Source organism: Caballeronia sp. LZ001, assembly GCF_031450875.1.
Classification (GTDB): domain Bacteria; phylum Pseudomonadota; class Gammaproteobacteria; order Burkholderiales; family Burkholderiaceae; genus Caballeronia.
Map to the genome: position 1 here is coordinate 767,657 of NZ_JARTVX010000005.1, position 25,105 is coordinate 792,761.

Here is a 25,105-nt window from a genome sequence, read left to right on the forward strand (position 1 = left end):
AACCCGTTTCCCTATCTCAACACAACCCGTGGAAAGATTCGCATGAAAGTGGACAAGCAAAGCTTCGCAGGGCGGCACGCGTTCATCACCGGCGGCAGCCGGGGCATTGGCTTTCAGACCGCCATCGCGTTAGGCGAAGCGGGCGCGGCGGTGACCGTATCTGACCTGACGGATCATGCGGTGAGCGAAGCCGTCGACAAGCTGCGCGCGGCCGGCGTCGATGCCAGCGGCGTGGTGCTCGACGTCACCGACCCGGATCAATGCGACCGCGTCGCGCTCGAACTGAATGGCGGCGCAGCGGTCGATGTACTCGTCGCCAACGCAGGCATTGCGTGGCCCGACACGCCCGCCGAGGAAATGAGCAACGAAGCGTGGCTCAAGGTGATCGACACCAATCTCAACGGCACGTTCTGGACGTGCCGCGCGTTCGGGCGTCATATGCTCGCCAAGGGCAAAGGCTCGATCGTGACCGTGGGTTCCATGTCCGGCGTCATCTCCAACAAACCGCAAAGGCAGGTGCAATATAACGCGTCGAAAGCGGCGGTGCATCATCTGACGAAGTCGCTCGCGGGCGAATGGGCGGAGCGCAACGTGCGCGTCAATTGCGTCGCGCCGACCTACGTCAACACGGTCATGTCGAACGTGACGGCAAAGGACGAGCGCTTCTTCAAGCCGTGGATGGACAACACGCCGATGCGCCGCATGGTGGAACCGGAGGAAGTGGCATCGGCGATTGCCTTTCTGGCGTCGGACGCGGCGAGCGCAATCACCGGCACCATCCTGCTCACCGATGCGGGCTACACCATCTGGTGACGCGTCACGCCGACAGCTTCGTCATCTCGGCGTAAAGGTCGGCCTTGCCCTCGAAACCGATGCCGGGCAAGTCGGGCATGGTGATATAGCCGTTTTCGACCTGCACGCCATCCGGGAAACCGCCGTAGGGCTGGAACAGATCAGGATACGACTCGTTGCCGCCAAGCCCCAGCCCTGCCGCGATATTCAACGACATCTGGTGCCCGCCGTGCGGAACGCAGCGGCTCGGCGACCAGCCGTGCTGATGCAGCATGTCGAGCGTGCGCAGATATTCGACGAGACCGTAACTCAGCGCGCAATCGAACTGCAGCCAGTCGCGGTCGGCACGCATGCCGCCGTAGCGAATCAGGTTGCGCGCGTCCTGCATCGAAAAGAGGTTTTCGCCGGTGGCCATCGGCTTGTCGTAGTAGTTGCGCAGCGTGGCTTGCAACTCGAAGTCGAGCGGATCGCCCGGCTCTTCGTACCAGAAGAGATCGTATTGCGAGAGCGCCTTGGCGTACTGAATGGCCGTGTCGAGATCGAAGCGGCCGTTGGCGTCCACCGCGAGCTTCTGGCCGTCCTGCAGAATGCTCAGGATCGAATCGATACGGCGCAGGTCTTCATCGAGCGAAGCGCCGCCAATCTTCTTTTTGACGACCGTATAGCCCCGGTCGATGTAGCTGCGCATCTCGTCCTTGAGCTTGCCGTGGTCCTGGCCCGGATAGTAGTAGCCGCCTGCCGCATACACGAATACCTGGCGGTCCGGCTGGCCATTGCCATGACGGTCCGCGAGCAACTGAAAAAGCGGCTTGCCTTCTATCTTCGCGACCGCGTCCCAGATCGCCATGTCGATGGTCCCGATAGCCACCGAACGCTCGCCGTGACCGCCCGGCTTCTCATTCATGAACATGGTCGCCCACACCTTGTGGGGATCGATGTTGTTGCCGGTATCGTCGAGGAGCGTGCCCGGGTCTGCTTCGAGGATGCGCGGAATGAAGCGCTCGCGCATGAGTTTGCCCTGACCGTAGCGGCCGTTCGAGTTGAAGCCGTAACCGACGACAGGCTTGCCGTCGCGGATCACGTCGGTCACGACCGCGACGAGACTCAGCGTCATCTTGCTGAAGTCGATATATGCATTACGGATGGGCGAACTGATCGGAACGGTCTTTTCGCGGATTTCGACGATCTTCATGAATTTCTCCTGACGGCACTCGCTCATTGAAGACGTTAGGTTAGCCGCGAAATGCCGGGTTAAGATTCACCCACATTCATTTCATTTTTTACTTAAAGTGAATACTGATTCGGCAACGGACTTCGAGTTCTTCATCTTGCTCGCGAAACTGAAGAGCATGTCCGGCGCGGCGCGCGCACTCGATCTCACGCCGCCCGCAGCGACCAAGCGGCTCGGCATCATGGAAAAGCGGCTGGGCGCGCAGCTCGTCAACCGCACCACGCGCAGCATCAGCCTCACGCCGGAAGGCGAAACCTATCTGCGCTATGCAACGCAGATTGTGGAACAAGTGCGCGAAATGGAAGAAGCGATCACGGGCGCGCGCACCGATCCGCAAGGGCTGCTGCGCATCAACGCGACGCTCGGCTTCGGACGCACGACCATTGCGCCGCTCGTGTCCGAGTTTGCTAAGCGCTTTCCTCAGGTCGAGGTTCAGTTCGAAGTGACGGATCGGCCCGTCGATCTGGTCGAAGGTGCGTTCGATATGGCGATACGCTTCGGCGAACTGCCCGACAGCCGCTTGAGCGCGCGACGCATCATGAGCAACCGGCGCTTTCTTTGCGCATCGCCGAAATATCTCGAACGCTTCGGCACGCCCGAAAAGATTGAAGACCTGCTGCAGCACCGCTGCATCATTCATCGGCAGAACGACGATGCCCATGGCGTATGGCGATTCATCGACGAAGACCACACGGAAGCGCTGAAAGTGCGCGGCGCGTTATCCAGCAACGATGGCGATATCGTCCTGCGCTGGGCGCTCGACGGACACGGCATTCTTATCCGCTCGGAATGGGACCTGGCGAAGTATGTACAGAGCGGACGGCTCGAAATCGTGCTGCCGAACGCCGTGCTGCCATCGGCCGATCTCTTCGTCTATTACCCGCGGCAACGCAACCAGACCGCACGCGCCCGTGCGTTCATCGACTTCCTGGTTGAGCGCTTTCAGGCGCCGTTCATTCCCGTCGATGCCGGCAAGCTCGTGCGCGAGCGCAAGAAACGCGGCGCCCGCCGTTGATCCGCTCGTGTACGGGCACGAACGTTCGCATCACGCGCGCCACGCGACTTGCCTCGTGCGTCGGACGATGCGAGACTCGGCACGCTGAAGTCGCCCGCAAAACGGAGGAGACATGCGGCCAGCCGATAGCCTGAAAACGCATTCACTCGCCGACACCGCGCCACTGCTTCCATGGGCTGCGGCGCTGGTGATTTTGCATATCGCGACCAATGGCGAATACGGCTTTCATCGCGATGAGCTCTCCACGTTGGAAGACGCGCGCTCGCTCGCGTGGGGTTACGTCGGCGTCCCGCCGTTCATTCCGTTTCTTGCGCGAGGCGCGTTCGCGCTGTTCGGGCCGTCGCTGACCGGCTTGCGCTTTTTCTCGTCGCTGGCAATGGGCATCGCCTTCGTGCTCACGGGCCTGATTGCGCGCGAGCTCGGAGGAAGCAGACGGGCGCAGATCGTCGCCGCATTGGCCGCCGCTATTAGCAGTGTCGCGTTGAGCGCGGGCGCGCTTTATCAGTACGTCAGTTTCGACTATCTATGGTGGGTCGCGGCCGCATACTGCGCGGTGCGCCTGCTGTCCACGGACGATGCACGATGGTGTCTCGGCGTTGGCGCGGCCATCGGCATCGGCTTGTTGACGAAGTACACCATCGCGTTTCTGGCAGCGGGTATCGCCGCGGGCTTGCTCTTCACACCCGCCCGTCGATACTTCCGCAGCGCGTGGCTATGGCTCGGCGTCGCGCTCGTCGGCGTGATCGTGCTGCCTCACTTGATCTGGCAGTTTCAGCACGACTTCATCACACTGGATTTTCTGCAGAGCATTCACGCTCGCGACGTCCGCATGGGACGCGGCAACGGGTTCCTGCTCGGTCAGTTCTGGATCACGACAAGCCCGTTCACGGTTCCCTTGTGGCTCGCGGGACTCTACTATCTTTTCGCCGTCGGGGAAGGCAAGCGGTTTCGCGTGCTTGGCTGGATGTTCGTCGTGCCGCTCGTGTTGTTCGTCGTGGCGAAGGGCCGCGACTACTATATGGCGCCTGCTTATCCGATGTTGCTCGCGGCGGGCGCGGTGTGGGCGGAGCAACGGATGGCATCGCTCAACATGCGCCACGCAGCGGCGATTCGCTGGTCCGTGTGCGTCGTGCTCGCAATCGGCGCGGTGCTGGGCGCGGCACCCGTACTGCCGATTGCTCCGGTCGGATCGACATGGTGGCGCTTTGCGGATCGCGTCAATGGCGGCAACTTCAACGAAGAGCTCGGGTGGCCCGACATGGCGGAAAGCGTCGCGCGCATTCGCGACACACTTCCCGAGAGGCAACGTGCGAGCGTCGGCATTCTCGTCGCCGATACGGGCCAGGCCGGCGCCATCGATCTATTCGGCGCGCGCTTGAAGCTGCCGAGCCCGATCTCCGGCACCAACTCACACTGGTTTCGCGGATACGGCGACCCGCCGCCGAAGCCGCTGATCGTCGTGGGTTTTCCGAGCGATATCGTGCAGCGTGAGTTGGCGTCGTGCCGTATGGCCGCGCGTCTCACGAACCGCTTCGGGATTGCAAACAGCACGGTAAGTGGCCGCGATATCTTCGTATGCGAAGCACCGCGCCAACCGTGGCCGCAATTCTGGCGCGCGCATCTTCATTGCGCGTCCGTGCCCGCGGTCGTCTGAATGATAGTCTCGAGTTGCGCGCTCATCGGCAGATTGATGCTCGTGCCCGATGGCAGGCGGCGCAAAAACCAGCGCTTGTATTGCCGGTCCATTTCGCCATCCGCCGCGAGTTCCTGGAACGTGTCCTTCACCACTTGCGCCAACTGCGGATCGTCCTTGCGAAACATGATGCCGTACGGCTCATACGAAAGGTAATCGCCGACCACGCGGTACGAGCCGCCCGCGCCCGCGTGCTCGGCAATCAGCCCGTAGAGCAAGACGTCGTCGGTGGCGAATGCGTCGGCATGGCCGTCGGCCACTTGCGCGAAGCCTTGCGCGTGGTCTGGCACGATCTGCAACTGAATGCCGAGCCGGAACTTGCTGTCCAGATCGCGCAGCGCCTTCTCGTTCGTGGTGCCAGCGGTCAACGTGACCTTCTTGCCCGCGAGATCGCGAAACGAGGCGATAGGCGAGCCGCTCTTGACCATCACCTTCGTGCCCGCGACGAAGATGATCGGCGAAAACGCCACGCGTTTCTGGCGTTCGATATTGCTGGTCGTCGAGCCGCATTCGAGATCGACACGGCCGCTCGTCACGGCGTCGATACGATTATCAGGCGTAACCGGCACCCACAGGATGGTCGGCGTCAGGTTGATCGCATCGCCGATGGCCGTCACCAGCGACTTGCATAACTCGATGGAATAACCGATAGGTTCATGGCGCGCGTTCAGATACGAAAACGGCACCGATGCCTCGCGATAACCAATCGCGACGACACCGCTCTTTCGCACCTTCGCGAGCGTTCCCGTGAGCGCGACGGGCGCGAAGCTATCGGGAATAGCGCGTGACGTTTGCGGATCGTCCTGCGCTCGCGCTCCGGCACAGGCGATCAAGGTCCCCGCGAGCGCGAGCATCGAGCAGAATCGCTGCATCTTCATGGCGCGGCTCCGCTTAACCTTCTGCCGGATGGGCGATGGTCGCTTCGAGCTCGGTTTCGATGCGCGCCGCGTTGGCGTCGGCTTCCGCTTCCGTCATCAGTTCGCCCTCCCACTTGGCGACCACCGCGCTCGCAATCGAATTGCCCACCGCGTTCGTGGCGGAACGGCCCATGTCGAGGAACGTGTCCACGCCGAGAATCAACAACAAACCCGCTTCGGGAATGCCGAACTGGTTGAGCGTCGCCGCGATCACGACGAGCGACGCGCGCGGCACGCCGGCCATTCCCTTGGATGTCAGCATGAGCACCAGCAACATGGTCAGTTGCGTGCCGATGGAAAGCGGAATGTTGTAGGCCTGCGCGATAAACAACGTCGCGAAGGTGCAGTACATCATCGAGCCGTCGAGGTTGAATGAATAGCCCATCGGCATCACGAACGCGGAGATCTTGCGCTTCACGCCGAAGCGGTCGAGCGCATCGAGAATCTTCGGATACGCCGCTTCCGAACTCGCGGTCGCGAACGAGAGCATGAACGCTTCTCTTATCAGTCCCAGCAGCTTGAGCACGCGTGGTCCGAGAAACAGGAAACCCGCGAGCGCCAGCAACGCCCACAACATGAACAGGCTCAAGTAGAAGTCGCCCATGAAGACCGCGAACTTGAGCAGAATGGTCAGGCCATTGACGGCGACAGTGGACGCCATTGCGGCCAGCACGGCGAGCGGTGCGAGCTTCATCACGTAGCCGGTGATCTTCAGCATGACGTGCGAGAGCTGGTCGATGGCGGCGACGAGAATCTTGCCCTTGTCGCCCAGCGCGGCGAGCGCCACACCGAAGAACATGGAGAACACGACGATCTGCAGCACTTCGTTGTTGGTCATCGCTTCGGCGAACGACCTTGGCACCATGTGACTCACGAAGTCCTTGAGCGTGAACTTGGAAGTCGCCAGATTCGCCGACGCGCCGATATCCGGCAACGGCAGCCCGAGATTCTCGCCCGGTCTGAGCAGGTTCGACATCATGAGACCGAGCAGCAACGACACGAGCGACGCGGTGACGAACCAGCCGAGCGCCTTGGCAAACACGCGCCCGACCGAGGCTGCATCGCCCATATGCGCAATACCCACGACGAGCGTGGAGAACACGAGCGGACCGATCACCATTTTGATCAGTCGCAGAAACACGTCCGATATGAGCGAGATGTAGCCCGCGATTTCAGTAGCAGTCTTCTTGTCCGGAAAGCTCGAGTAGATCATGTAGCCGATCCCGATGCCCAACAGCATGGCGACCAGGATCCAGATGGCCGCATTATTTTTTCGGTTCATCTCGAAGCCTCCATTCACTGCCTTGATGGTTTGCGGGATGCAAAGCTCGAAACCGGATGCTGCCGCTTAGTGTGCCTTAACAAAAAGGGAATTGCATTGGCGTAATCCGCCATGCAAGGTGTCTGAATTGCCGGAATCGAAATGCGCGGCGATGACATCGATGCATCGCGTATATATTCGCTACGCGTGCCGCAATGCAGCGACGAGATCGAGTCTCGCGCCTGCCGAACGGCGCCGCGACGCTGGTGCGCTGCGCAACGGCACGTTTGGCGCGTTGCCTAACGCGCGTCCTCGTCGAGCACGAGGAGATTCTCGTGCGAAAAGCCGAGCGCGACCGGCTGGCCGCGTTCGGGCAGCAACCGGTTCGGGTCGTTGAAGACATCGAGCGAGACTACCGCGTCTTTCACACGCGCGCGGATACGCACCACCGCGCCGAGGAAGCTGATTTCCTCGACGGTTGCCGCCAGCGAATTGCGGCCGCTCGCGGGCGGTTCCAGCACGATCGCTTCGGGACGCAAGGCGAGAAGCCGCTCCCGGCCGGCATCGTCCGATGGCAACTGGCGCGACGTCACGAGTTCCTGACCGTCCACGGCCATGCGTCCGGTCGCGGGATCGATCACGCGGCCCGCAAGAATGTTGAGCGTGCCGACGAAGGAGGCGACAAAGCGCGTGCGCGGAAAGTTATAGATGTTGAGCGGCGGCCCGACCTGTTCGACGCGCCCCTCGTTCATCACGACGATGCGATCCGAAATGGATAGCGCCTCTTCCTGATCGTGCGTGACGAAGATCGACGTGATTCCAAGTTCGCGCTGTAACGCGCGAATGTCTTCGCGCAACGAGACGCGGATCTTCGCATCGAGCGCGGACAGCGGTTCATCGAGCAGCAACACTTGCGGCTTGCTCGCAAGCGCGCGCGCCAGCGCCACGCGCTGTTGCTGGCCACCCGACAGTTGCCACGGATAACGCTCGGCAAGATGCGGCAGCTTGATCAGTTCGAGCATTTGCGCCACGCGCTCGTCCATCTCCTTCTGCGGACGCTTCGCCACTCGCAGCGCAAAGCCTATGTTCTGCGCCACCGTCATGTTCGGAAAGAGCGCATACGATTGAAACACCATGCCGACGGCTCGTTCGCGCGTACGCAGATGCGTGACGTCGCGGCCATCGAGACGAATGGTGCCGCGCGTGGGCGTCTCGAAGCCCGCGATCATGCGCAGCACGGTCGTCTTGCCGCATCCAGAAGGACCGAGGAACGTGATGAACTCGCCGCGCTCGATTTTCATGTCGAACTGATGCAGCGCGATGTTCGGCCCGAACGCCTTGTGAAGATTGTCGATTTCGAGAAATGCCATGCGTCGCGTGCCTCAGGCTCAAGTTTTCTGGCCGGCCAGCGCGCGCGCCGAACCGAATACCTGGATCAGCCCCATCGAGGCCCAGGTGACGACGAACGCGATGATCGCGAGCGCCGACGGCTCGTAGGCACGGTTCGCACCGATCAACTGCAGATACGGGCCGAACGCCGGACGATCCAGCAGGCTCGCGAGCGTGAACTCGCCGATGACGACCGCAAAGGTAAGGAACGCGCCCGACAGAATGCCCGAGCGCACATTCGGGAAGATCACTTTGAAAAGTATGGTCGCGCGGCCCGCGCCCAGACATTCGGCGGCTTCGGTGAGCGAGCGGATATCGACGGCGCGCATGCCGGCGTCGACCGCGCGATACATATACGGCAGCGACAGCGTGACATAGCCGAACACGAGCAAAAGGTCGGTCGCGCGTTCGTTGCCGGTGAGCGGCAGGATCGAACTGCTGTTGTAGATGCGCAGATAGCCGAACACGATGACGATGGCTGGAATCACGAGCGGCAGCAACGTGATGAACTCGACCACGGGGCGCAGCTTCGGCAAGCGCAGCTGCACCCAGTAAGCGGTTGGCACCACGAGCAGCACGCCGATCACAATGGTGAGAAAGCCCATCAGCACCGAATAGCCGAACGACGCCTGAAAATGCGGATCGCCGAGTACGACGCGATACGCGTCGAAGCTGTATTCGCCACGACGCATGCGCAGACTGAACTCGAATGTGGCGATGAGCGGAATCAAAAAATATAGCGAGCCGACGATCATCGCGATGGCGGCGCCCGCGCGCGACTGCGATTTCATCGGCGTCCCCTTTCGGCGCGCGCACGCAACCAGATATAGCCGCCGTTCGAAAGCCCCGTCACCACGATCATGCCGAGCGCGAGCGCGTAACCCAGGTTCTGGTTATGCAGCACGTCGCCGCGAATCTGCGCGTACAGCAGAATGGTCACGATATTGAGCGAGCTGCCGGTCAACGCATAAGCCGTGGCGACCGCGCCGAACGCGTTGGCGAACAAGAGCAGCGCCGCGCCCAGCAAGCTCGGCCACAGCACCGGCAAGCCGACATAACGCCAGTACTGCGCCGATGTCCCGCCGAGGCAATCGCAGGCTTCGCGCCATTCGCGCTTCAGACCGTCGAGCGCGGGCGTGATGATGAGCACCATCAACGGAATCTGGAAATACAGGTATGTGATGGTCAGTCCGGCGAAGCTCAGAATGCTGAAGCCGGTGGAATAGAGATTGAAGCCGAGGTACTTGCGCGCCAGCACGGTGACGAGACCCACGCGCCCCAACGTGCAAATGAAAGCGAACGCGAGCGGCACGCCCGCGAAGTTCGACGCCACGCCGGAGAAGGTCATGAGCGTCGGGCGAATCCATGCGGGTAACTGGCCTTTCACCGCCGCCCACGCGAGCAGCGAGCCGAGTATCGCGCCGCCCGCGGCCGACGCCGCGCTGACTTTCATGCTGATCCAGTAGGCATCGAGCACGCCCGGCTGGAACAACTCGCGGAAGTTGACGAGCGTGAAGTGTCCCTGCGGGTCCTGGAACGCGCCCACCATCAAGAAGCCTGTAGGCAGCAGAAGGAATAGCAGCGCGAACACGAAGAACGGCAGCACGCCGATATACGTGAGCCAACTCGCGCCGCCGCTTGCGCGCGCGGCACCGGCCGGCGGCACGGGCGCGGCCGGCGGCACGGGCGCGGCCGGCGGCACGGGCGCGGCCGGCGCCAGCAGATCCGGCCCGGCGCCTTGCGGAGGAGAGACGCTCATCGCGGGATCTCGTGCGTCACGCTTACTTCACGTTCGCGCCGACGATCTGATCCCAGCCCTTGGTGACGACGTCCTTGGTGGCGTCCTGTTGCGGCAGCGTCGGGAACACGACGCCTTTATACGCCGATGCGGGCGGCAGCTTGTCGAGCAGCGCCTGCGGCACCTTCTTCTGCGCCACGAGTTCGTTGTAGCGCATTGGGTGGCAATAGCCCGCGAGCCAGCCGAGTTGGCCTTCGTCGGAATAGAGGTATTCCATCCACAGCTTCGCGGCGTTCGGATGCGGCGCAAACGCGCTGATCGCCTGAACATAAACGCCCGCCACGACACCCGTCTTCGGCACGATCACCTGCACCTTCGGGTTGCCCTTGAGCGTGTCGCGGTCGGCGAGCGCGTTGTAGTCCCAGCGCACGATGATCGGCGTCGTGCCTTGCGCCAGCGACGCCGCCTTGCCGATCACCGGCACGAAGTTGCCGCTCTTGTTCAAATCGGCGAAAAATTTGAGTCCTGCCTGATCCGCCTTGCTTGCGTCGCCCTTGGTCTGCGACAAGCCCGCCGCATAGACGCCCTGAATGGCCTGATTCGCCGAGCGTGGATCGCCCGCGAGCGAAACCGCGTTGCGATAGTCGGCCTTCTGCAAGTCGCTCCAGTCGGCCGGCGGCTTGTCGATCATGTCGGTGTTGACTTCGAATGAAAGCACGCCGTAATAATCGCCGTACCAGTAGCCTTCGGCGTCCTTGGATTCAGCGGGAATCGCGCTCCACGTCGACACCTTGTACGGCTGCAACAAGCCTTCTTTCTTCGCCGTCGGGCCGAACGAAAGACCGACGTCGATCACGTCCGGTGCCTGCGGTCCCTTGTTGCCTTTGTTGGCCTTGATCGCTTCGATCTCGTCGCCCGAGCCTGCGTCGGGGTTGAGTTCGTTGACGCGAATGCCGTACTTCTTCTGGAACCCGGCGATGACCGCGCCGTAACCGCACCAGTCATGCGGCAGTGCGATGGTGGTCAACTGCCCTTCCTGCTTCGCGGCTGCGATGAGCGCATCCGTTGGCGCCGCCACAGCCTGACCGATGCTGCCCGCGGCCAATCCAGCCGTGGCGCAGATGCACAAAACACGGCCTGTCCCGATACGCTTCATCGTCATTCTTGTCCTATACCGGAAGGTATTGCGTTGATGAGTTCCGCCGATTGCCGATGCAGGCTAAAGTCAATCAGCGCGTTTGGCAAGCCGCCAAAAAAGCCGGCTCCATGCGCGGCATCGGCGGCACCCTTCAGTTCCTCGAAGGCTCGCTGGGCGGCGCGCGGCCCGTGCCGAACGTCGTCGCGACCACGATTGGACTCAGCGCCGCGAGGATCGCGCTGAAGCGCATCGTCGAAGCAATGCCGAGATGTTCGACGACCGCGCCGCCACCGAGCGAACCGAGCGCAATCGCGCTCGCGCCGCTGCGTTCCGGCTTGGCGCCGAGGGCGTGCCCATTAGCGCGGTGTCTCCCACGCGACGGCATCCGAGTCCGAAGGTGCGGCTCTTTATCGGCCGACTCGTCGATGCATGGCAGCCCAAACCGCCGAGGGAACGCGAGCTGCGTTGAAGCACGATCCCGCAATGTGGACCACGCGCGAACGCGCTTCGAATGCGCTTTATTGAATCGCGCACGCCTGAGCGATACTGACACTGTCGGAACGCATGAGACGCGACGCTGTTGCTGACGAGCCGTGACAACCCAACGAGGATTCGCACGATGGCCAAGATCTCCGCAGGCGTAGGTCCGAAATTTCCGCAAGTGGTCGTGCTGTTCGGCGCCACGGGCGATCTCGCACGACGCAAGCTGTTGCCTGGCCTCTTCCATCTGTCGAATGCGGGGTTCATCCCCGGCTGCAAGATCATTGCCGTCGCGCTCGACGACATTCACGTGGACGACTTCCGCGTCACGGCGAAAGGCGCGCTCGACGAGTTTTCGAGTCGTAAGGTGACGCCGCAAGAGTGGGACACGTTCGCCGCCAATCTCGATTACGTGCCCCTGACAGCCGGCGCCGCAACGCTGAAGGCGGCGGTCCTGAACGCCGAGAAAAGCTTCGGCGGCGAATGCCGGCGCCTGCATTATCTGAGCGTTCCGCCCAACGCCGCGCTTTCGGCGGTCGGCATGCTTCATGAAGCGGGACTCGTGGAACGCTCGCGCATCATCATGGAAAAGCCTTTCGGCACCGATCTGGCAAGTTCCGTGTCGCTCAACGCGCACTTGCACGAGGTCTTCGAAGAGGCGCAGATTTTTCGCATCGATCACTTTCTCGGCAAGGAACCGGCGCAGAACATCCTCGCATTCCGCTTCGCCAACGGCTTGTTCGAACCGATATGGAATCGCAATTTCATCGATCACGTGCAGATCGACGTGCCGGAAACGCTCGGCCTCGGCAAGCGCGCGGGCTTCTACGAGCAGACGGGCGCGTTTCGCGACATGGTCGTCACGCACCTGTTCCAGATTCTCGCGTTCATGGCAATGGAGCCGCCCACATCGCTGGAACCTTCGCCTATCAGCGAGGAGAAGAACAAGGTCTTTCGCAGCATGTTGCCGATTCAACCTAACGATGTCGTGCGCGGTCAGTACACGGGTTATCGGACCGAGGAAGGCGTGAGCGCCGAGTCGGAAACAGAGACCTTCATTGCGCTGAAATGCTCGATCGACAACTGGCGCTGGGCGGGTGTGCCCTTCTATCTGCGCACCGGCAAGCGGCTCGCGGAAGGCCAGCGAATCATTTCCATTGCGTTTCGCGAGCCGCCGAAGAGCATGTTTCCGGCCGGTTCGGGCGTGGGTTCGCAGGGACCGGACCATCTGACCTTCGATCTCGCCGATGCCTCGAAGATGTCGCTCTCGTTCTACGGCAAGCGGCCCGGCCCCGGCATGCGTCTCGACAAACTGAGCCTGCAGTTCGCCATGCGCGACACGGGCTTGATCGGCGAAGTGCTGGAAGCCTACGAGCGCCTGATTCTCGACGCCATGCGCGGGGATCGCACGCTGTTCACGACTGCGGAAGGCATCGAGCGGCTGTGGGAAGTATCCACGGCGCTGCTCGAATCGCCGCCGCCCGTGCGGTTTTACGCGCCGGGTTCGTGGGGGCCGAATGCGATTCATCAGCTCGTCGCGCCGCGTGCCTGGCGGCTGCCGTTCGAGCGTGCCTGGCGCGATCCGAACGCGCTCGGAAGCTGATCCTCAGGCGCGTCCGTTGGCTGCCTGAACCGTGTCGGCTTTCGATCTGAACCGGTCGCGATAATCCACCGGATTGATACTGAGCCGCCGAAAGAAGGTTCTGCGAAAGCCGTCGGTATCCTCGAAGCCGCAGCGGCGCGCGATTTCCCGCATCGGCAATTCCGTGGCTTCGAGATAGTGCCGCGCCGCGTCGATGCGCGCATTGGCGAGGAAGGTCATCGGCGTCGTGCCGCAGTCCTTGGCGAAGATGCGCGAGAGATTGCGCGCGCTCATATGCGCGCGGTCCGCAAGCGATGCCACCGTATGCGCGACATGCAGGTTGTCGAGCATGAACTCCTGCAGCGCCATAGTCTGCGAGCCGGGCGCGGCCTGCGTTTCAAGGAGCGGGCTGAACTGCGACTGACCTCCCGCGCGCCGCAGATACACGACCAGATACTTGGCGACATCCAGCGCCATCTGACGGCCGAAGTCGTCTTCGATCATTGCGAGCGACAAGTCGATACCGGCCGTGACGCCCGCCGTCGTGAAGATGTTGCCGTCACGAACGAAGATGTGGTCCGGCTCGATCCGCGCGCGCGGAAACGTCGCGGCGAGTCGCGGCACGTCCATCCAGTGCGTGGTCACGACTTTGTTGTCGAGCAGTCCCGCCGAACCGAGCGCGAAGAGACCATTGCAGATCGCCGATACGCGGCGGCATTGCTTGTGCTGCGCGCGCAGCCATTCGCTGAGCGCGGGATCGTCGAAGGCGTCGAAGATACCGAGCCCGCCCGGAACGATGATGGTGTCAAACTCCGGGCAGCGGTCGAAGATGGTGCGATCCGGTACGGTCGTGAGGCCGCTCGACGACTGCACGCTGCCGCGCGTGGTGCCGACCGTCATCATTTCGTACTCGCATTCGCCCTTGCTCAACACGCGGACTTCGGCAAAGGCGTCCTTCGGCCCGGCGATATCGAGCAACTGGAACCCGGGAAAGACGAGCATGCCGACCTTGATGCGTTTCATCGGAGTTTTGGTGTCCGTCTGAAAGCGGGCGGCGGCGGAACACCGTCGCCCTGAACGATTAGTCTAACCGCCCAAAAACACGCGGTCGCGCATGTCATCGATTGCGCACCGCCGGCGCGAAAGCCGGTGCCTTGCGAGGCTGGCGAGCGCCGGCGAGTTCGCTACGCTCGACGAGTACACCGAACAGCGCGCCAATGGTCGTCCAGACGATCGCCTGCATGCCGATGGACGCCATCCTGAACTTCCACAGCAGCGTGGCGGGAAAGCCGGCCGGCACTTCGTCGATCCCGGGCAGCACGACGATCATCACGGCAAGCATGACGCCGAACGCGAGAATACCGACGAGCGTTCCGTTCCACTGCCCGAACTTCCTCGCCGCGACACTGCGCACGTTGAGCGACAACAGCATGATCGCAAGCGAGATGGCGATGGTCAGAAAGAACAGCGCCGTGCGATAACCGATGGTTTCCGGGTCCCCGACCGATGGCGGATTCGCCGGATAGACGAGGCTCGGCACCACGACGAGCGATACGAACGCCGCAAGCGCCATCCACGCGGCAAGCGGCCGTGCGCCGAGCTTGCCCACCCTGCCCCACGCATATGCGAAGGCAAGCGCGAAGAGCCCGCCGAAAGCCGCGCCATAGGCCACGACACCCGTCAGCAAGCCCATGCCCGCCTGCGTCTCGCGACTGACGAGTTCGGGCTCGGGCGCATCGCCGTGAGCGGCGTGCGCGTGCTCTTCGATTGCAATCGCGCGTTCGACTTGCGGTTCGCCCACCACTCTCGCGAAACCGAACGCAAGCAGTCCCGCGACCACGCCCGCGAGCATGCCGCGCATCAACAGTTTGCCGACCATGATCGTCTCCGCGTCAATGACAGGGAAAGCCGAGCAGATGGCGTCCATCGTGCACGAACTCGTGAACGTACATGCCGGACACGATCGAGGTCGCGCCCTCTTCCGCGCCGACGAAATACAGCGCGAGCAACATCAAGAGACCGCCGAACACGATCCAGGGTAGTAGCTCGCGCAACGGGATGGGCGTGACCGCTTCGGTAGGAAAAGCAATAGCGTCGTTCATTGAAAACCTCGTTTGAATCGATGATGATGATTGGATGGATGCGCAAGACTCAGGCGTCAACGTTGACGCGCCGCGCCGTCACGACCTTCAGGAGTTCATCGCGCGACAACACGCCGCTCGTTTCGACTACGTTCAGAAGCGCTTCGAGAAAGCGTTCGTAGTAGTCCCAGCGCGGCTGGTCGACGCAACCGATCGCTTCCCACTGTGCAATCGATGCGATCAAGCTCTGCCGGAAGTCCTCCCACTCGAAGCAGCCCGCTTTCGATAACGACAGCGCAAGCCCGAACACATCGCGCTCCCAGCGGTTGGTGAAGAACAGCTTGCCGTCGAGACGCGGCGGCGAATCGGGCGCGCCGAGCATCGACGTCGCCGCGTATTCCTCGAATCGAGTGAACATGACGGGCCTCAGGCGGTGGGCGCTTCGATGAGGGCGACACCCATCATCGATTCCGGCGTCACGAGCGCGGCGAGTTCCGCTTCACTCATGTGCTCCGTGTTGGCGGGACGCTCGGGCACGACGAACCAGCGGATTTGCGCGCTGCTGTCCCACACTTTCACTTCCTTGTCCGCAAGCACGTTCACGCCGAATTCCGCCAGCACGGCACGGGGCTCGCGCACGCCGCGTGCACGAAACACGGGATCCTTGTACCAGTACGGCGGCAAGCCGAGAACCGGCCACGGATAGCACGAACACAACGTGCAGATGATGAGGTTATGCACGTTCTCGTCGTTGGCGACGGCGGCCATGTGCTCGCCTTCCGCACCCGTCATGCCGAGCGGCAGTGCAAGCTCCGCGATGGCCTTCGGTGTGTCGTCGACGAGGCGCTTCTTGTACTCCGGATCGGTCCATGCGCGCGCCACGATCTTCGCGCCATTGAACGGCCCGGCCATGGTTTCGAAGTGCTTGAGCACGGCATCGACGGAATCGCTCGCGATCACGCCCTTCTCAATCAGCAATGCTTCCAGCGCGCGCACCTTTGCCGCGCTCGACGCTTCGCGGTCGTCGGGAAATTCAAAGAGTTGGCTCATGCTGCGGTGGCTCCGGATCAGTTGGCCGCTTGTACGTAGGCTTCGTACAAGTCGGCATAAAGGGTGGTGTTCGCTTCGCTCTTGTCGGCGCCCCAGATGTCGGCGGTATTGAACGCAATGCGATACACGGGCATGGGCGCGCCTATACCGTCCGGTCCCGTCGATACGAAATACGAGAACGCGCCCGGATACACGAGATCGACGACGCCGGTCTTGTTGCGCAGATAGCCGGGCAGACGCGTGTGATCGACCGCTTCGGGGTCGGCTATGCGTACCGCGTCGCCCTTCGCAAAACGCGCGGCGCTTTCGAGCGCGTGATAACCGGAGTCGCCGTTCGTCAGATACGCGTCGATCTGCGCGGTGAGCGCGGCGTCGGGTTTCCCAGGCAGCGCGGCATCGGGGTTCGCGCGGTAGTGCGCGGTCTTTTGCGCGAGTTCGTCGGCCGAGATGTAGCCTTGATCGACGAAGAACTGCGAGATGCCGCCGAGCCACTTCTCGTAGTACCGATACTTGAAATACTCGAACGGCTGCATGTCTTCCGCGCCCGTGCGCAGCGAGGCCCACGTCCAGTCGTTCTTGAATGTCGTCGGCAGCGTGTCGACAGGATAGCGATGCAGCGCGTTGGAGAGATGCGCGCTTTCCGCCATCATCACGGTATGAATACCGAAGATGCGCGTCTCCCACGGTTCCACGAACACGCGCCGTTCGGTGCTGACAGGGCCGAGATTTTCGATGCCGCCAAGATGATGCTGTAGTTTCACGATGTGCTCCGTGCGTAAAGAAACGAGTTCAGCTCAGCCGATGCTCGCGTTTGAACAACAGCGCTTCGCCGACCACTTCCGACACGAAGCCGAAGACCGCGCCCGTCACGAGCGCCGCTGCGGCCACGAGTGCAGGATTGCCGATGCCAGCGGTCGTGATCGCCTTGCCTGTTGCCACCGTCGTGCCGACCGTCGATGCAAAGCCCCACACGATGGCCGGCAAGACATCGAGTAATCTGATCTTTGCTGCCTGCACCATCGCCGCGCTGCCGATGCCGACGAACACCGCCGCCGCAAACGCGCCACCGCTCGTCGTCGCAATGCAGAGCAACGTGAGCGATGCGATGACCAGCCCCGTGAGATTGGACGCAACGCTCTTCACGAAGCCCGCGCGACCGCCGCCAAGCACGAAGAACGACGCCCATGCAATGAACGTCACCCAGACGGGTACGGGAAATACGGTCCCGGTGAGCCATGTATCCGCGACGGCCAGTACGCCAATGCTCAATGTGTATGCTTCGGGCTTTTTCATGCGCGTGCTCCTCGATAAGAAATGAATGAATGGGTCAATGCATGCAGGAAAGAAGTCCATCGCGCATGTGCCGTGCGTCGATGTTTCTGCCGATCATCACGAAGCGGTTCTCACGCGCTTCGTCGTGCTTCCATGCGCGGCCGAAGCTCGTATCGAGCAGCATGTGGACGCTATGAAAATGCAGACGCCTTGCTTCCTCGTGCACGTTGAGCACGCCTTTCATGCGCAGCAGTTGTTGCCCCTGCGTCTGCACAAGCTGGTTGATCCACTGATTGAAGCGGCTTGCGTCAATGGCGCCTGGAACGACGATCGCGCAAGAAGCGATACTGTCGTCGTGTTCGTGATCGTGGCCTTCTTCATCGAGCAAACCGGGTTCGACGGCGAGCAGGTTATCGAGCGAGAAACTCCGCACGCCGAGCAATGCATCGACGTCGACGGCTGAATGGTTCGCGAAGTCGATCTGCGCGGTGGGATTGATTTGTCGGAGTTCTTCGACGAGCGCGGCCACTTTCGCGGGCACGGCCACATCCGTCTTGTTGATGATGATGCGGTCCGCATACACGATTTGTTCGCGCGCGATGTCATCGTGAAGCTGGGCGGATGCGTGCATTGCATCGACAACGGCTACGACGGCTTCGAGTTCGAGACGTTCGCGCACGTCGGGGTCTGCGAGAAAGGTCTGTAGCACGGGCGCGGGATCGGCGAGCCCGGACGTTTCGATGATCAGCCGTTCCAGCCGGTCGCCGAAGCGTGTAAGCAGATCGCGCACGCTTGCGACGAGATCCGTGCGGACCGTGCAGCACACGCAACCGTTATTAATCTCGATGACGGCTTCTTCGTCGGCGACGATCAACTGACCGTCTATGCCGACTTCGCCGAACTCGTTGACCACGATGCCGATCTGCATCGGCCGCGTTGCATCGAGAATGTGATTGACGAGCGTGGTCTTGCCCGCGCCAAGAAAGCCGGTGACGACGGTAGTGGGAATTCTGCGGATTTGCATGGCGGAGTCATCCTTGGCGCGTGCTTCGCAGCGATGCGCGGTTTGTGAACGGATGACTCTTTAGCGACTTCCACGCCGTGTTTGGCGAGGTGGCTGTGTGCTGTCGATTGTTGGCGGGGTAGGGGAGCGTTTGTGGCCGTTTCGGTCGCTAGCGGCTGAGACGGACACAAGTGGCCGTTTGGTTGCGTGCTCGAGTTAGCGCCGCGTTGCGCGATGGCGGCGCATGGTGGAGCGGGAATGGTGCGGGACGTGCTGCCTGGGTGTGCACTTGAAGAGGTGTGAGGAATGGTTGCGATTGCTTTGTGAGAGCGCCACGACTCCCATCCACGCCTGCTGACGCGGATGGCTCGCTCGCTCGCGCTCTCAGAACGTCTGCCAGTCCCCTTCCGCGCTCGCAGTCGCTGCATGCGTCGGCGCAGGTTTCGGCGCTGTCTTCGCTGAGGCGCGAGGCTTGGTCGGCGCTGGAGCGCGAGGTTTGAGAGCGACGCGAGACGCGCTCGTTGGCTTCGCCGCCGTGGATACCGGAACCGCGCGCGCAGCCGCTGCATCCACCTTGAATACCGCGACGAGATCACGCAACGAAGCCGACTGCGACGCCATGGACTGCGCGGCCGCCGATGCTTCCTCGACGAGCGCCGCGTTCTGCTGCGTCATTTCATCCATCTGCATGACTGCGGTGTTGACCTGTTCGATGCCATGATGCTGCTCGCCCGATGCCGAGCTGATCTCGCCCATCAGATCGGCCACGCGCTTCACGGCCTGCACGATCTCCGTCATCGTGCGGCCCGCGTTGTCCACGAGCGCCGAACCATTGTTCACGCGTTCCACGGACTCGGTGATCAGATCCTTGATCTCCTTTGCGGCCGTCGCGCTGCGCTGTGCAAGCGTGCGCACTTCGCCCGCCACCACCGCGAAACCGCGACCTTGTTCGCCTGCGCGCGCGGCTTCCACTGCCGCATTCAATGCGAGGATGTTGGTCTGGAACGCGATGCCTTCGATGACCGAGATGATCTGCGCGACTTGCTCCGAGCTGCCGGAGATGCCGTGCATCGTATCGACTACGCGGCTGACCAGTTCGCCGCCGCGCGCTGCTGTTTCCGACGCCTGCGCGGCCAGCGCGTTGCCCTGACTCGCGTTGTCGGCGTTTTGCTTGACCGTCGTGGTGAGCTCTTCCATGCTCGCGGCCGTTTCTTCGAGGGAAGCGGCCTGCTCTTCGGTGCGCTGACTCAGATCGGTGTTGCCCGATGCGATTTCCGCCGACGCCGTCGCGATGCCTGCGCTACTCGTCAGCACGCGGCTCACGAGATCGACGAGGCGCTCGTTCATGTGGCGCAGCGCGCCGAGCAACTGACTCGTCTCATCGCTGCCTTGCACTTCGATCACTGCGGTGAGATCGCCACGCGCGACCGTTTCCGCTATTTCCACCGAACGGCGGATGGGCCGCGTGATCGACACCGTGATTGCAGACGCGATTCCCGCGCCCAGCACGATTGCCACCGCGATGAGACCGACCGTCCATGCCATCGTGCTTTGATAGGACGCATGCGCCTTTTCCATCTCGGCGGTCGAGCCCTCGTGATTCAGCTTGATGTCGACGTCGATCAACTCCTGCACGTCTGCAAATGCCTTCGCGGAAGGGCCGCCGGCCAAGTTGCGAGCCTCGGCCATGCCTGTGTCGCCGGATTCGGTGAGCGATTGAATCTTCGCATCGAGTTCCAGATACTGCGCCCATGCCGACTTGATGCCGCTTGCAACCCGCTGCTCTTCGGGCGACGAGACGAGTTGCGCATAGCCGTCGAATGCCGCGGCAAATTTGGAAATTAGCTGCGTATGCTGGTTAATCACGGTCTTGCGATCGGACGCGTCGCTCGTGACGAGCGCACGTAAGGACGTGCGTCGCACATCGTCCGCGAAACCGCGCACCTTACCGAGCGCCTCGACGCTCGGCAGCCAGTTCTGACCCATCTCCCGCGTACCGTCATAGATGCGTGATGCCTGAACGAGACCGATGCCACCGACCGCGCACAGCAGCAACAAAACGACTGCAAAACCAGCGCCCAGGCGCCGGCCGATTTTAATGTTGGAAAGGAATGCCATTGGAGATCGAGAGGGGACGTTGTAAAAGATCACTGCATATCGTCACTGCCCCCGCTCGACTGGAGCTTTGTTTCAAATCTGACTAAACACATACTGATTGCTTTCGATGCCATGTTTTGCTCGCGATGGCATTGAAGTAATCCATGCATATGCTGACAATTTTTCGAAGCGGCCTGTCAATCGCTATCGGCAGGGCCTATAACTTACTTGAGGCAGCATGCACTGCCCGGTTCGTTTCTTCTGTTGAAGTTCCTCGATGCAATCACCGAGGCTTTGGCCATCGTCCAAAGTGGAGGTCGTATGCGACTCGTTATCGTGTTGCCGACAGCGGCTGCGGCCGTCTTCTATAGCGCGCTTGCAAACGCCTATTCGCAAGAAGAGGTCAATGTCTTTGCGCCGCCTGGTAACGAGGTCGTGGAGAAACCGGGCGTTGGATCGATAAAGGCCGTGAGTGCGGAAATGAAAACGGGTGCGCAAACGGATGGAGCGATGCAAACCCCGCACGCCACGGCACCTGGACCTAACGGAACCAATCAGCCTGCTGCGCCTGAGATCGTGAAGTGACCAAGCTCAAACGCTCAAGCTGGCAACCCCGTCACCGACGCTCGGCCACGTTTTAGCACCGGCGTATCCGCGCGATGCGCGAGCACCCATTGCGCTATCTCGTCCTTTCGCGCGAACCATACGTCGGGTTTGGAGCGTGCATAAGTAAAGAAGCGGTCCAGCATGCGGATGCGATTTGCGTGACCGTTGATGCGGTCGTGGAAACCAACGAGCATCATGCGACGACGGTTCGCGCCTTCCTCGTATAACTGATCGAACTCGTCTTTCAAGGCCTGTTCATAGGCCATCGGGTTATAGCCTTCGAACGGGAACGACGAGATATCGTTCATATGAAACGTGTACGGCACCGTGACGAAATCGCGGCCACGCACGGGGACGATGAACGGTTCGTCGTGGCTCGGTTCATCGATGTGATAGACGAAGCCGAGGTCCTGCAAGGTTTCGAGAATGTGTACGGAATTGCGCAGCCAGTATGCGTTCCAGCCTACTGGACGATGACCCGTGATTCGCTCGATGGTATCGGCGGATTCGGCGATGAAGCGCTTTTCCGCATCGCGCGGCATGTTGTACGAGTTGGACCAAACCTGACCGTGCGCGGCTGCTTCATGACCACGCCGCACGATTTCTTGCGCGAGATCGGGCACTTGCTCGATCGCCTTGCCGATCATGAACGACGATACCTTGATGTCGTGCTTATCGAACAGATCCAGCGCACGGGGTATGCCTTCGTAGTAGCCATACGCGAAGAACGCGTTGGTCGGCAGATCGGGCACGCCCTTCGCGATCGGTTCGGGAATCGGGCCGCCTGCACCGGATATGGGCTGGCCACCGCCTTCGAACATCATCGATACGCTGACGGCGAGGCGCGCTCCGTTGGGCCAAAACCCTTTTCCTGTGGCCTTGGAAAGCGGGTTATTCGACGCGGCATTGACGCCTGCGAAGCTCTGCTCGGTTGCGCCGATTCCACCGGCCGCGACCAGGCCCGCGACGGTGAGACCCGCTTGCGCCAGGAACGTGCGACGGCTCGTTTGAGTCGCAGTGGTGTGACGTGCGTCGTGATCGGAGGTGTTGTTGTTCATGGCTTGCTTCCATTGAGTGATGAAGGACTGAGCGATCGTGCTGTTGGGACTTGCCGATGCGCTTTGTTCAACGTCGATGCATGGAAGCAGTTTGGTCGCAATGATGCGCTTTGATAATTGGGCTGGGTTGGTAATCAGTTTCAAAGGATGGTGAAGAATCGTCTTGCTGAAGACGCTATGTCGCCGCCAGCTTCGGCAGGCGACTGTTGCGTTCCAAACCAGACCGAAACTACGCAGCGCGCGTCAATCCAGGATGCGCAGCAAAAGTTTCGATGATGCTTTCCGATACGCCACTCGATGCAGCGACGATGCTCGCCGACTTCAACCCATAAGGCTCGCCGATAGCGTTGGTCGCGCGACCGCCCGCCATTTCGACAAGCAAAGCGCCTGCAACACAGTTGAATGTATCTTCTCCGAATTCCCAGAAGCCATCGAGCCGCCCACACGCGACATAGGCGAGTTGCAGCGATGTGGGTCCGAGATTGCGGACAGCGCCCGCTTTGGCAAGCATCGCGCTTAACGACTCGCCTGCGGCTTCGACGACTGCTGGTTTATTCCCGATGAACGGCGGCTGACTGGTGGCGAGCATTGCGCCTGCGTGGTGTTTGCGGCCGTTCACGGCTATGCGGTCGCCGTTCAGAAACGCGCCTTCATCGCGCACGGCGTGGAAACATTCGTTGCGGATGGCATCGTAGGTCATCGCGAAGACCGTGACGCCTTCTTCGACGAGCGCGATGGTGATGCACCATGAGGCGATGGAACGCAAGAACTGGACGGCGCCATCGATCGCGTCGCAGATCCAGAAGGCTTTCTTGTCGCTTGTCTGGGCGTCAGCTTCCGCGAGTTCTCCTTCGAGCCACGCGATCTCAGGATAACGAGCGGCGAGCGCTTCGCGGATGGTGTTGGCGGCTTGATCGTCGAGGGACTTGAAAACGCGCATCATCTCGGCGTTTTCGTAGATGGGGTATTGGGTGTTGAAGGTTTGAAGCAGGGATTGGCCGACGTCTCGCAGAAGGGCTTCTACTTGGTGTACGTCGATTTTCGGGGTCATTGGTGGCGCCTCCGGGGCGTTGTTTGTCGGTTGCCGGGAATGATGCCATTGATGGTTGGGAGGTGCACGGTGACGGACCTGCGCCGCGACCTCACGGTTCTCAGCCGTGCTGCATTTTGCTCAACCTTTTAGCGCCTTCAGAGCGAGCGCTAGTTTGCGTCGAATTGGTCGACTTTAAACCAGCTATGCACGCTCCATGACGTTCGATTAATGGCGTTCGCCCGGTTTTGAGAAGGTCGACGTTTGGGGATTGCGGCTTGCGGTTTGCGGCTTGCGGTTTGCGGCTTGCGGCTTGCGGCTTGCGTTCGCATGCTGCGGTGACGGCGTCTTTTCGGCCATAGCCGACCTTCCCCAGTTACGAACCGTGTGGCTGCAGTCCGTCCGTCTGCGGTTATTCGCCGGCTTGCACCGCTGAATCGAACGTCCGCAGGCGCGCATGAGTCTTCACGACCCTCAACCGCCCTTCTCCCCCACGTACCGACGACGACGGCTTTCAACGCTACAACGGCCATTCGACATTCAGCTATCGAGGCCCGAACGAAGACCGCAGCTATACGAACGTCATTCGAGCAACGATGCGATCTACATCTAAGTTTCCAACTCGAAGTCTGCATGAGCCGCCCCGCTCTCCGTTTATCTGCTCGACGAGCGCGAAGCCAGGTAACGTTGTGGCGCCTCTCCCGTGACCTGACGAAACATGACGATGAAAGCACTCGCACTGCGATAGCCAAGCTTCTTCGAAACTTGCGTCACAGGTTGTCCCAGCGTAAGGAGCGTGATTGCCTCCGCGACTCGTATCTGCTGACGCCATGCGCCAAAGGTCAATCCAGTCTCGGCATTCAGATAGCGCGCCAATGTTCGCCCGCTGGTGTGAAACTGCTCGCCCCAGAAATCGAGCGTCAGTTCGCTCGCCGGGTCGTTCATCATGTGCTCGCAGATCTGCAGCAGCCGTGCATCGCGCGGCAATGGCACGCCGGGCTCGGCGAGCGCGGGCGTCTCTCTCAACACCTTCAGCAACAGCGGCGCGCTGAGCGAGGCATGGCTTCCCTCGGCGTATCGCTCGCCCGCGGCGCCCAGCACGATGGCCAGCTCTCTCATCAACGGCGACACTGCAATCACGGCCGGTTGATGCCACGACCACGGAAACACACGCGGCTCGAAATACACACTGCATAGTTGCGTGTCGCCGACCGCGTGCAGTTCGTGATCGACATCGGATGGCAGCCAAACTGCGCGCGACTGCGGCAGCGTCCAGGTGCGCGAGGGCGTGAGCACGCGCACGACGCCGCGCACGGCGAACACCAGTTGTCCGTGCTTGTGTTGATGCCAGGTTATACGCTCGCCATGACGATAGTCGACGAGGGTCGCCATCACGTCTCGCGACAGCGGGACGCGTTCGATCGGATAGCGTTTGAGCAGGAACTCTTTCATGGTCGCGAAAAAGTGGTACGCAAAAAACTATCGATAAAACACCAATAGTTGTCAGAAATTCGATATTCGGTGTCGGCCTGATCTTTCGACGAAACGCTAAACTCGTCGTCACTCAACACTTTGCGCCGACCCATCGGTTGAAATGTTAATGGTTCGCATTCTCGCATTTTTGTTGCCGCCCAATGCGCTTTGTGGGCAGCCGCCTGCCTTGGCTGCTTTC

General features: G+C 61.5%; 25 protein-coding genes. 5 read left to right on the forward strand and 20 right to left on the reverse strand.

What is annotated here, in order from left to right:
- Positions 1 to 42: 42 nt before the first annotated feature.
- Complete coding sequence (locus tag P9292_RS40015) at positions 43 to 813, forward strand: SDR family NAD(P)-dependent oxidoreductase (protein WP_250494870.1); 771 nt, start codon at positions 43 to 45, stop codon at positions 811 to 813.
- A 4-nt stretch (positions 814 to 817) separates the two neighbouring features.
- Here P9292_RS40015 and P9292_RS40020 read toward each other — a convergent pair whose 3' ends face one another.
- Positions 818 to 1,984, reverse strand: coding sequence for a mandelate racemase/muconate lactonizing enzyme family protein (locus P9292_RS40020; RefSeq protein ID WP_309965205.1), 1,167 nt, complete (start codon positions 1,982 to 1,984; stop codon positions 818 to 820).
- Between the two features lie 97 nt (positions 1,985 to 2,081).
- On the opposite strand from P9292_RS40020, the gene P9292_RS40025 reads away from it, so the two are divergent.
- Both P9292_RS40025 and P9292_RS40030 read left to right on the forward strand, forming a co-directional pair.
- Positions 2,082 to 3,038, forward strand: coding sequence for a LysR substrate-binding domain-containing protein (locus tag P9292_RS40025; RefSeq protein WP_309965208.1), 957 nt, complete (start codon positions 2,082 to 2,084; stop codon positions 3,036 to 3,038).
- 112 nt (positions 3,039 to 3,150) lie between these two features.
- Positions 3,151 to 4,692, forward strand: a complete 1,542-nt coding sequence (locus P9292_RS40030) for a glycosyltransferase family 39 protein (protein WP_309965212.1) — start codon at positions 3,151 to 3,153, stop codon at positions 4,690 to 4,692.
- Here the strand turns inward: P9292_RS40030 and P9292_RS40035 are convergent.
- The 7 genes from P9292_RS40035 to P9292_RS40065 form a co-directional block, all read right to left on the reverse strand.
- Positions 4,662 to 5,609, reverse strand: a complete 948-nt coding sequence (locus P9292_RS40035; RefSeq protein ID WP_250469632.1) for an amino acid ABC transporter substrate-binding protein — start codon at positions 5,607 to 5,609, stop codon at positions 4,662 to 4,664. The two genes, P9292_RS40030 and P9292_RS40035, sit on opposite strands and share 31 nt — an antisense overlap.
- Positions 5,610 to 5,622: 13 nt before the next feature.
- A complete protein-coding gene (locus tag P9292_RS40040) occupies positions 5,623 to 6,930 on the reverse strand; it encodes a dicarboxylate/amino acid:cation symporter (RefSeq protein ID WP_250528169.1) in 1,308 nt (435 codons plus the stop codon).
- Positions 6,931 to 7,208: 278 nt separating this feature from the next.
- Positions 7,209 to 8,279: an ABC transporter ATP-binding protein gene (locus P9292_RS40045; protein ID WP_250494874.1), complete on the reverse strand. Its 1,071-nt coding sequence runs from the start codon at positions 8,277 to 8,279 to the stop codon at positions 7,209 to 7,211.
- Between the two features lie 18 nt (positions 8,280 to 8,297).
- Positions 8,298 to 9,089, reverse strand: a complete 792-nt coding sequence (locus tag P9292_RS40050; RefSeq protein WP_244831687.1) for an ABC transporter permease — start codon at positions 9,087 to 9,089, stop codon at positions 8,298 to 8,300.
- Positions 9,086 to 10,057: an ABC transporter permease subunit gene (locus P9292_RS40055; RefSeq protein WP_309965215.1), complete on the reverse strand. Its 972-nt coding sequence runs from the start codon at positions 10,055 to 10,057 to the stop codon at positions 9,086 to 9,088. The genes P9292_RS40050 and P9292_RS40055 overlap by 4 nt, the downstream gene beginning before the upstream one ends.
- Positions 10,058 to 10,079: 22 nt before the next feature.
- Positions 10,080 to 11,198, reverse strand: coding sequence for an ABC transporter substrate-binding protein (locus P9292_RS40060; RefSeq protein ID WP_244831689.1), 1,119 nt, complete (start codon positions 11,196 to 11,198; stop codon positions 10,080 to 10,082).
- Between the two features lie 127 nt (positions 11,199 to 11,325).
- The gene (locus P9292_RS40065) at positions 11,326 to 11,559 is read right to left on the reverse strand and encodes a hypothetical protein (protein WP_250528167.1); all 234 of its coding nucleotides are present in this window, start codon (positions 11,557 to 11,559) and stop codon (positions 11,326 to 11,328) included.
- A 234-nt stretch (positions 11,560 to 11,793) separates the two neighbouring features.
- Here P9292_RS40065 and zwf point away from each other — a divergent pair, with 234 nt between their 5' ends.
- Complete coding sequence (gene zwf / locus P9292_RS40070; RefSeq protein WP_244831691.1) at positions 11,794 to 13,257, forward strand: glucose-6-phosphate dehydrogenase; 1,464 nt, start codon at positions 11,794 to 11,796, stop codon at positions 13,255 to 13,257.
- 3 nt (positions 13,258 to 13,260) lie between these two features.
- Here zwf and P9292_RS40075 read toward each other — a convergent pair whose 3' ends face one another.
- From P9292_RS40075 to P9292_RS40115, 9 genes are all read right to left on the reverse strand, one after another.
- Complete coding sequence (locus P9292_RS40075; RefSeq protein WP_244831692.1) at positions 13,261 to 14,259, reverse strand: GlxA family transcriptional regulator; 999 nt, start codon at positions 14,257 to 14,259, stop codon at positions 13,261 to 13,263.
- Between the two features lie 94 nt (positions 14,260 to 14,353).
- Entirely contained in the window at positions 14,354 to 15,115 is a 762-nt protein-coding gene (locus P9292_RS40080) for a CbtA family protein (RefSeq protein ID WP_309965220.1), read from the reverse strand.
- 13 nt (positions 15,116 to 15,128) lie between these two features.
- Complete coding sequence (locus P9292_RS40085; RefSeq protein WP_309965222.1) at positions 15,129 to 15,338, reverse strand: CbtB domain-containing protein; 210 nt, start codon at positions 15,336 to 15,338, stop codon at positions 15,129 to 15,131.
- Positions 15,339 to 15,387: 49 nt separating this feature from the next.
- Complete coding sequence (locus P9292_RS40090) at positions 15,388 to 15,735, reverse strand: nitrile hydratase accessory protein (protein WP_250528165.1); 348 nt, start codon at positions 15,733 to 15,735, stop codon at positions 15,388 to 15,390.
- Between the two features lie 8 nt (positions 15,736 to 15,743).
- Positions 15,744 to 16,367, reverse strand: a complete 624-nt coding sequence (gene nthA / locus P9292_RS40095; RefSeq protein ID WP_250511345.1) for a nitrile hydratase subunit alpha — start codon at positions 16,365 to 16,367, stop codon at positions 15,744 to 15,746.
- A 17-nt stretch (positions 16,368 to 16,384) separates the two neighbouring features.
- Positions 16,385 to 17,128, reverse strand: coding sequence for a nitrile hydratase subunit beta (gene nthB, locus P9292_RS40100; protein WP_309965225.1), 744 nt, complete (start codon positions 17,126 to 17,128; stop codon positions 16,385 to 16,387).
- A gap of 28 nt (positions 17,129 to 17,156) precedes the next feature.
- Positions 17,157 to 17,660 (reverse strand): DUF1097 domain-containing protein, encoded by a 504-nt coding sequence (locus P9292_RS40105; protein WP_244831698.1) that lies wholly within the window; start codon positions 17,658 to 17,660, stop codon positions 17,157 to 17,159.
- Positions 17,661 to 17,694: 34 nt separating this feature from the next.
- Complete coding sequence (locus P9292_RS40110) at positions 17,695 to 18,663, reverse strand: GTP-binding protein (protein WP_309965227.1); 969 nt, start codon at positions 18,661 to 18,663, stop codon at positions 17,695 to 17,697.
- Positions 18,664 to 19,026: 363 nt separating this feature from the next.
- On the reverse strand, positions 19,027 to 20,760 hold the full coding sequence (locus P9292_RS40115; protein WP_250528160.1) for a methyl-accepting chemotaxis protein: 1,734 nt from the start codon (positions 20,758 to 20,760) through the stop codon (positions 19,027 to 19,029).
- A 243-nt stretch (positions 20,761 to 21,003) separates the two neighbouring features.
- Between P9292_RS40115 and P9292_RS40120 the strand changes: the two genes are divergently transcribed.
- Complete coding sequence (locus tag P9292_RS40120) at positions 21,004 to 21,324, forward strand: hypothetical protein (RefSeq protein WP_250528159.1); 321 nt, start codon at positions 21,004 to 21,006, stop codon at positions 21,322 to 21,324.
- 14 nt (positions 21,325 to 21,338) lie between these two features.
- Here P9292_RS40120 and P9292_RS40125 read toward each other — a convergent pair whose 3' ends face one another.
- The 3 genes from P9292_RS40125 to P9292_RS40135 all read right to left on the reverse strand — a co-directional run bounded on the left by P9292_RS40125 (position 21,339) and on the right by P9292_RS40135 (position 24,885).
- Entirely contained in the window at positions 21,339 to 22,403 is a 1,065-nt protein-coding gene (locus tag P9292_RS40125; RefSeq protein ID WP_309965231.1) for a polysaccharide deacetylase family protein, read from the reverse strand.
- A gap of 229 nt (positions 22,404 to 22,632) precedes the next feature.
- On the reverse strand, positions 22,633 to 23,454 hold the full coding sequence (locus tag P9292_RS40130; protein WP_309965234.1) for an inositol monophosphatase family protein: 822 nt from the start codon (positions 23,452 to 23,454) through the stop codon (positions 22,633 to 22,635).
- A 633-nt stretch (positions 23,455 to 24,087) separates the two neighbouring features.
- Complete coding sequence (locus tag P9292_RS40135) at positions 24,088 to 24,885, reverse strand: helix-turn-helix domain-containing protein (RefSeq protein WP_244831704.1); 798 nt, start codon at positions 24,883 to 24,885, stop codon at positions 24,088 to 24,090.
- Between the last annotated feature and the right edge of the window lie 220 nt (positions 24,886 to 25,105).

What these genes read in the sequence shown, in the direction of transcription:
- P9292_RS40015 (WP_250494870.1), top strand. Translation starts at nt 43, where the DNA reads ATGAAAGTGGACAAGCAAAGCTTCGCAGGGCGGCACGCGTTCATCACC.
- P9292_RS40020 (WP_309965205.1), bottom strand. Translation starts at nt 1,984, where the DNA reads ATGAAGATCGTCGAAATCCGCGAAAAGACCGTTCCGATCAGTTCGCCC.
- P9292_RS40030 (WP_309965212.1), top strand. Translation starts at nt 3,151, where the DNA reads ATGCGGCCAGCCGATAGCCTGAAAACGCATTCACTCGCCGACACCGCG.
- P9292_RS40035 (WP_250469632.1), bottom strand. Translation starts at nt 5,609, where the DNA reads ATGAAGATGCAGCGATTCTGCTCGATGCTCGCGCTCGCGGGGACCTTG.
- P9292_RS40040 (WP_250528169.1), bottom strand. Translation starts at nt 6,930, where the DNA reads ATGAACCGAAAAAATAATGCGGCCATCTGGATCCTGGTCGCCATGCTG.
- P9292_RS40045 (WP_250494874.1), bottom strand. Translation starts at nt 8,279, where the DNA reads ATGGCATTTCTCGAAATCGACAATCTTCACAAGGCGTTCGGGCCGAAC.
- P9292_RS40050 (WP_244831687.1), bottom strand. Translation starts at nt 9,089, where the DNA reads ATGAAATCGCAGTCGCGCGCGGGCGCCGCCATCGCGATGATCGTCGGC.
- P9292_RS40055 (WP_309965215.1), bottom strand. Translation starts at nt 10,057, where the DNA reads ATGAGCGTCTCTCCTCCGCAAGGCGCCGGGCCGGATCTGCTGGCGCCG.
- P9292_RS40060 (WP_244831689.1), bottom strand. Translation starts at nt 11,198, where the DNA reads ATGACGATGAAGCGTATCGGGACAGGCCGTGTTTTGTGCATCTGCGCC.
- P9292_RS40065 (WP_250528167.1), bottom strand. Translation starts at nt 11,559, where the DNA reads ATGCCGTCGCGTGGGAGACACCGCGCTAATGGGCACGCCCTCGGCGCC.
- zwf (WP_244831691.1), top strand. Translation starts at nt 11,794, where the DNA reads ATGGCCAAGATCTCCGCAGGCGTAGGTCCGAAATTTCCGCAAGTGGTC.
- P9292_RS40075 (WP_244831692.1), bottom strand. Translation starts at nt 14,259, where the DNA reads ATGAAACGCATCAAGGTCGGCATGCTCGTCTTTCCCGGGTTCCAGTTG.
- P9292_RS40080 (WP_309965220.1), bottom strand. Translation starts at nt 15,115, where the DNA reads ATGGTCGGCAAACTGTTGATGCGCGGCATGCTCGCGGGCGTGGTCGCG.
- P9292_RS40085 (WP_309965222.1), bottom strand. Translation starts at nt 15,338, where the DNA reads ATGAACGACGCTATTGCTTTTCCTACCGAAGCGGTCACGCCCATCCCG.
- P9292_RS40090 (WP_250528165.1), bottom strand. Translation starts at nt 15,735, where the DNA reads ATGTTCACTCGATTCGAGGAATACGCGGCGACGTCGATGCTCGGCGCG.
- nthA (WP_250511345.1), bottom strand. Translation starts at nt 16,367, where the DNA reads ATGAGCCAACTCTTTGAATTTCCCGACGACCGCGAAGCGTCGAGCGCG.
- P9292_RS40105 (WP_244831698.1), bottom strand. Translation starts at nt 17,660, where the DNA reads ATGAAAAAGCCCGAAGCATACACATTGAGCATTGGCGTACTGGCCGTC.
- P9292_RS40110 (WP_309965227.1), bottom strand. Translation starts at nt 18,663, where the DNA reads ATGCAAATCCGCAGAATTCCCACTACCGTCGTCACCGGCTTTCTTGGC.
- P9292_RS40115 (WP_250528160.1), bottom strand. Translation starts at nt 20,760, where the DNA reads ATGGCATTCCTTTCCAACATTAAAATCGGCCGGCGCCTGGGCGCTGGT.
- P9292_RS40125 (WP_309965231.1), bottom strand. Translation starts at nt 22,403, where the DNA reads ATGAACAACAACACCTCCGATCACGACGCACGTCACACCACTGCGACT.
- P9292_RS40130 (WP_309965234.1), bottom strand. Translation starts at nt 23,454, where the DNA reads ATGACCCCGAAAATCGACGTACACCAAGTAGAAGCCCTTCTGCGAGAC.
- P9292_RS40135 (WP_244831704.1), bottom strand. Translation starts at nt 24,885, where the DNA reads ATGAAAGAGTTCCTGCTCAAACGCTATCCGATCGAACGCGTCCCGCTG.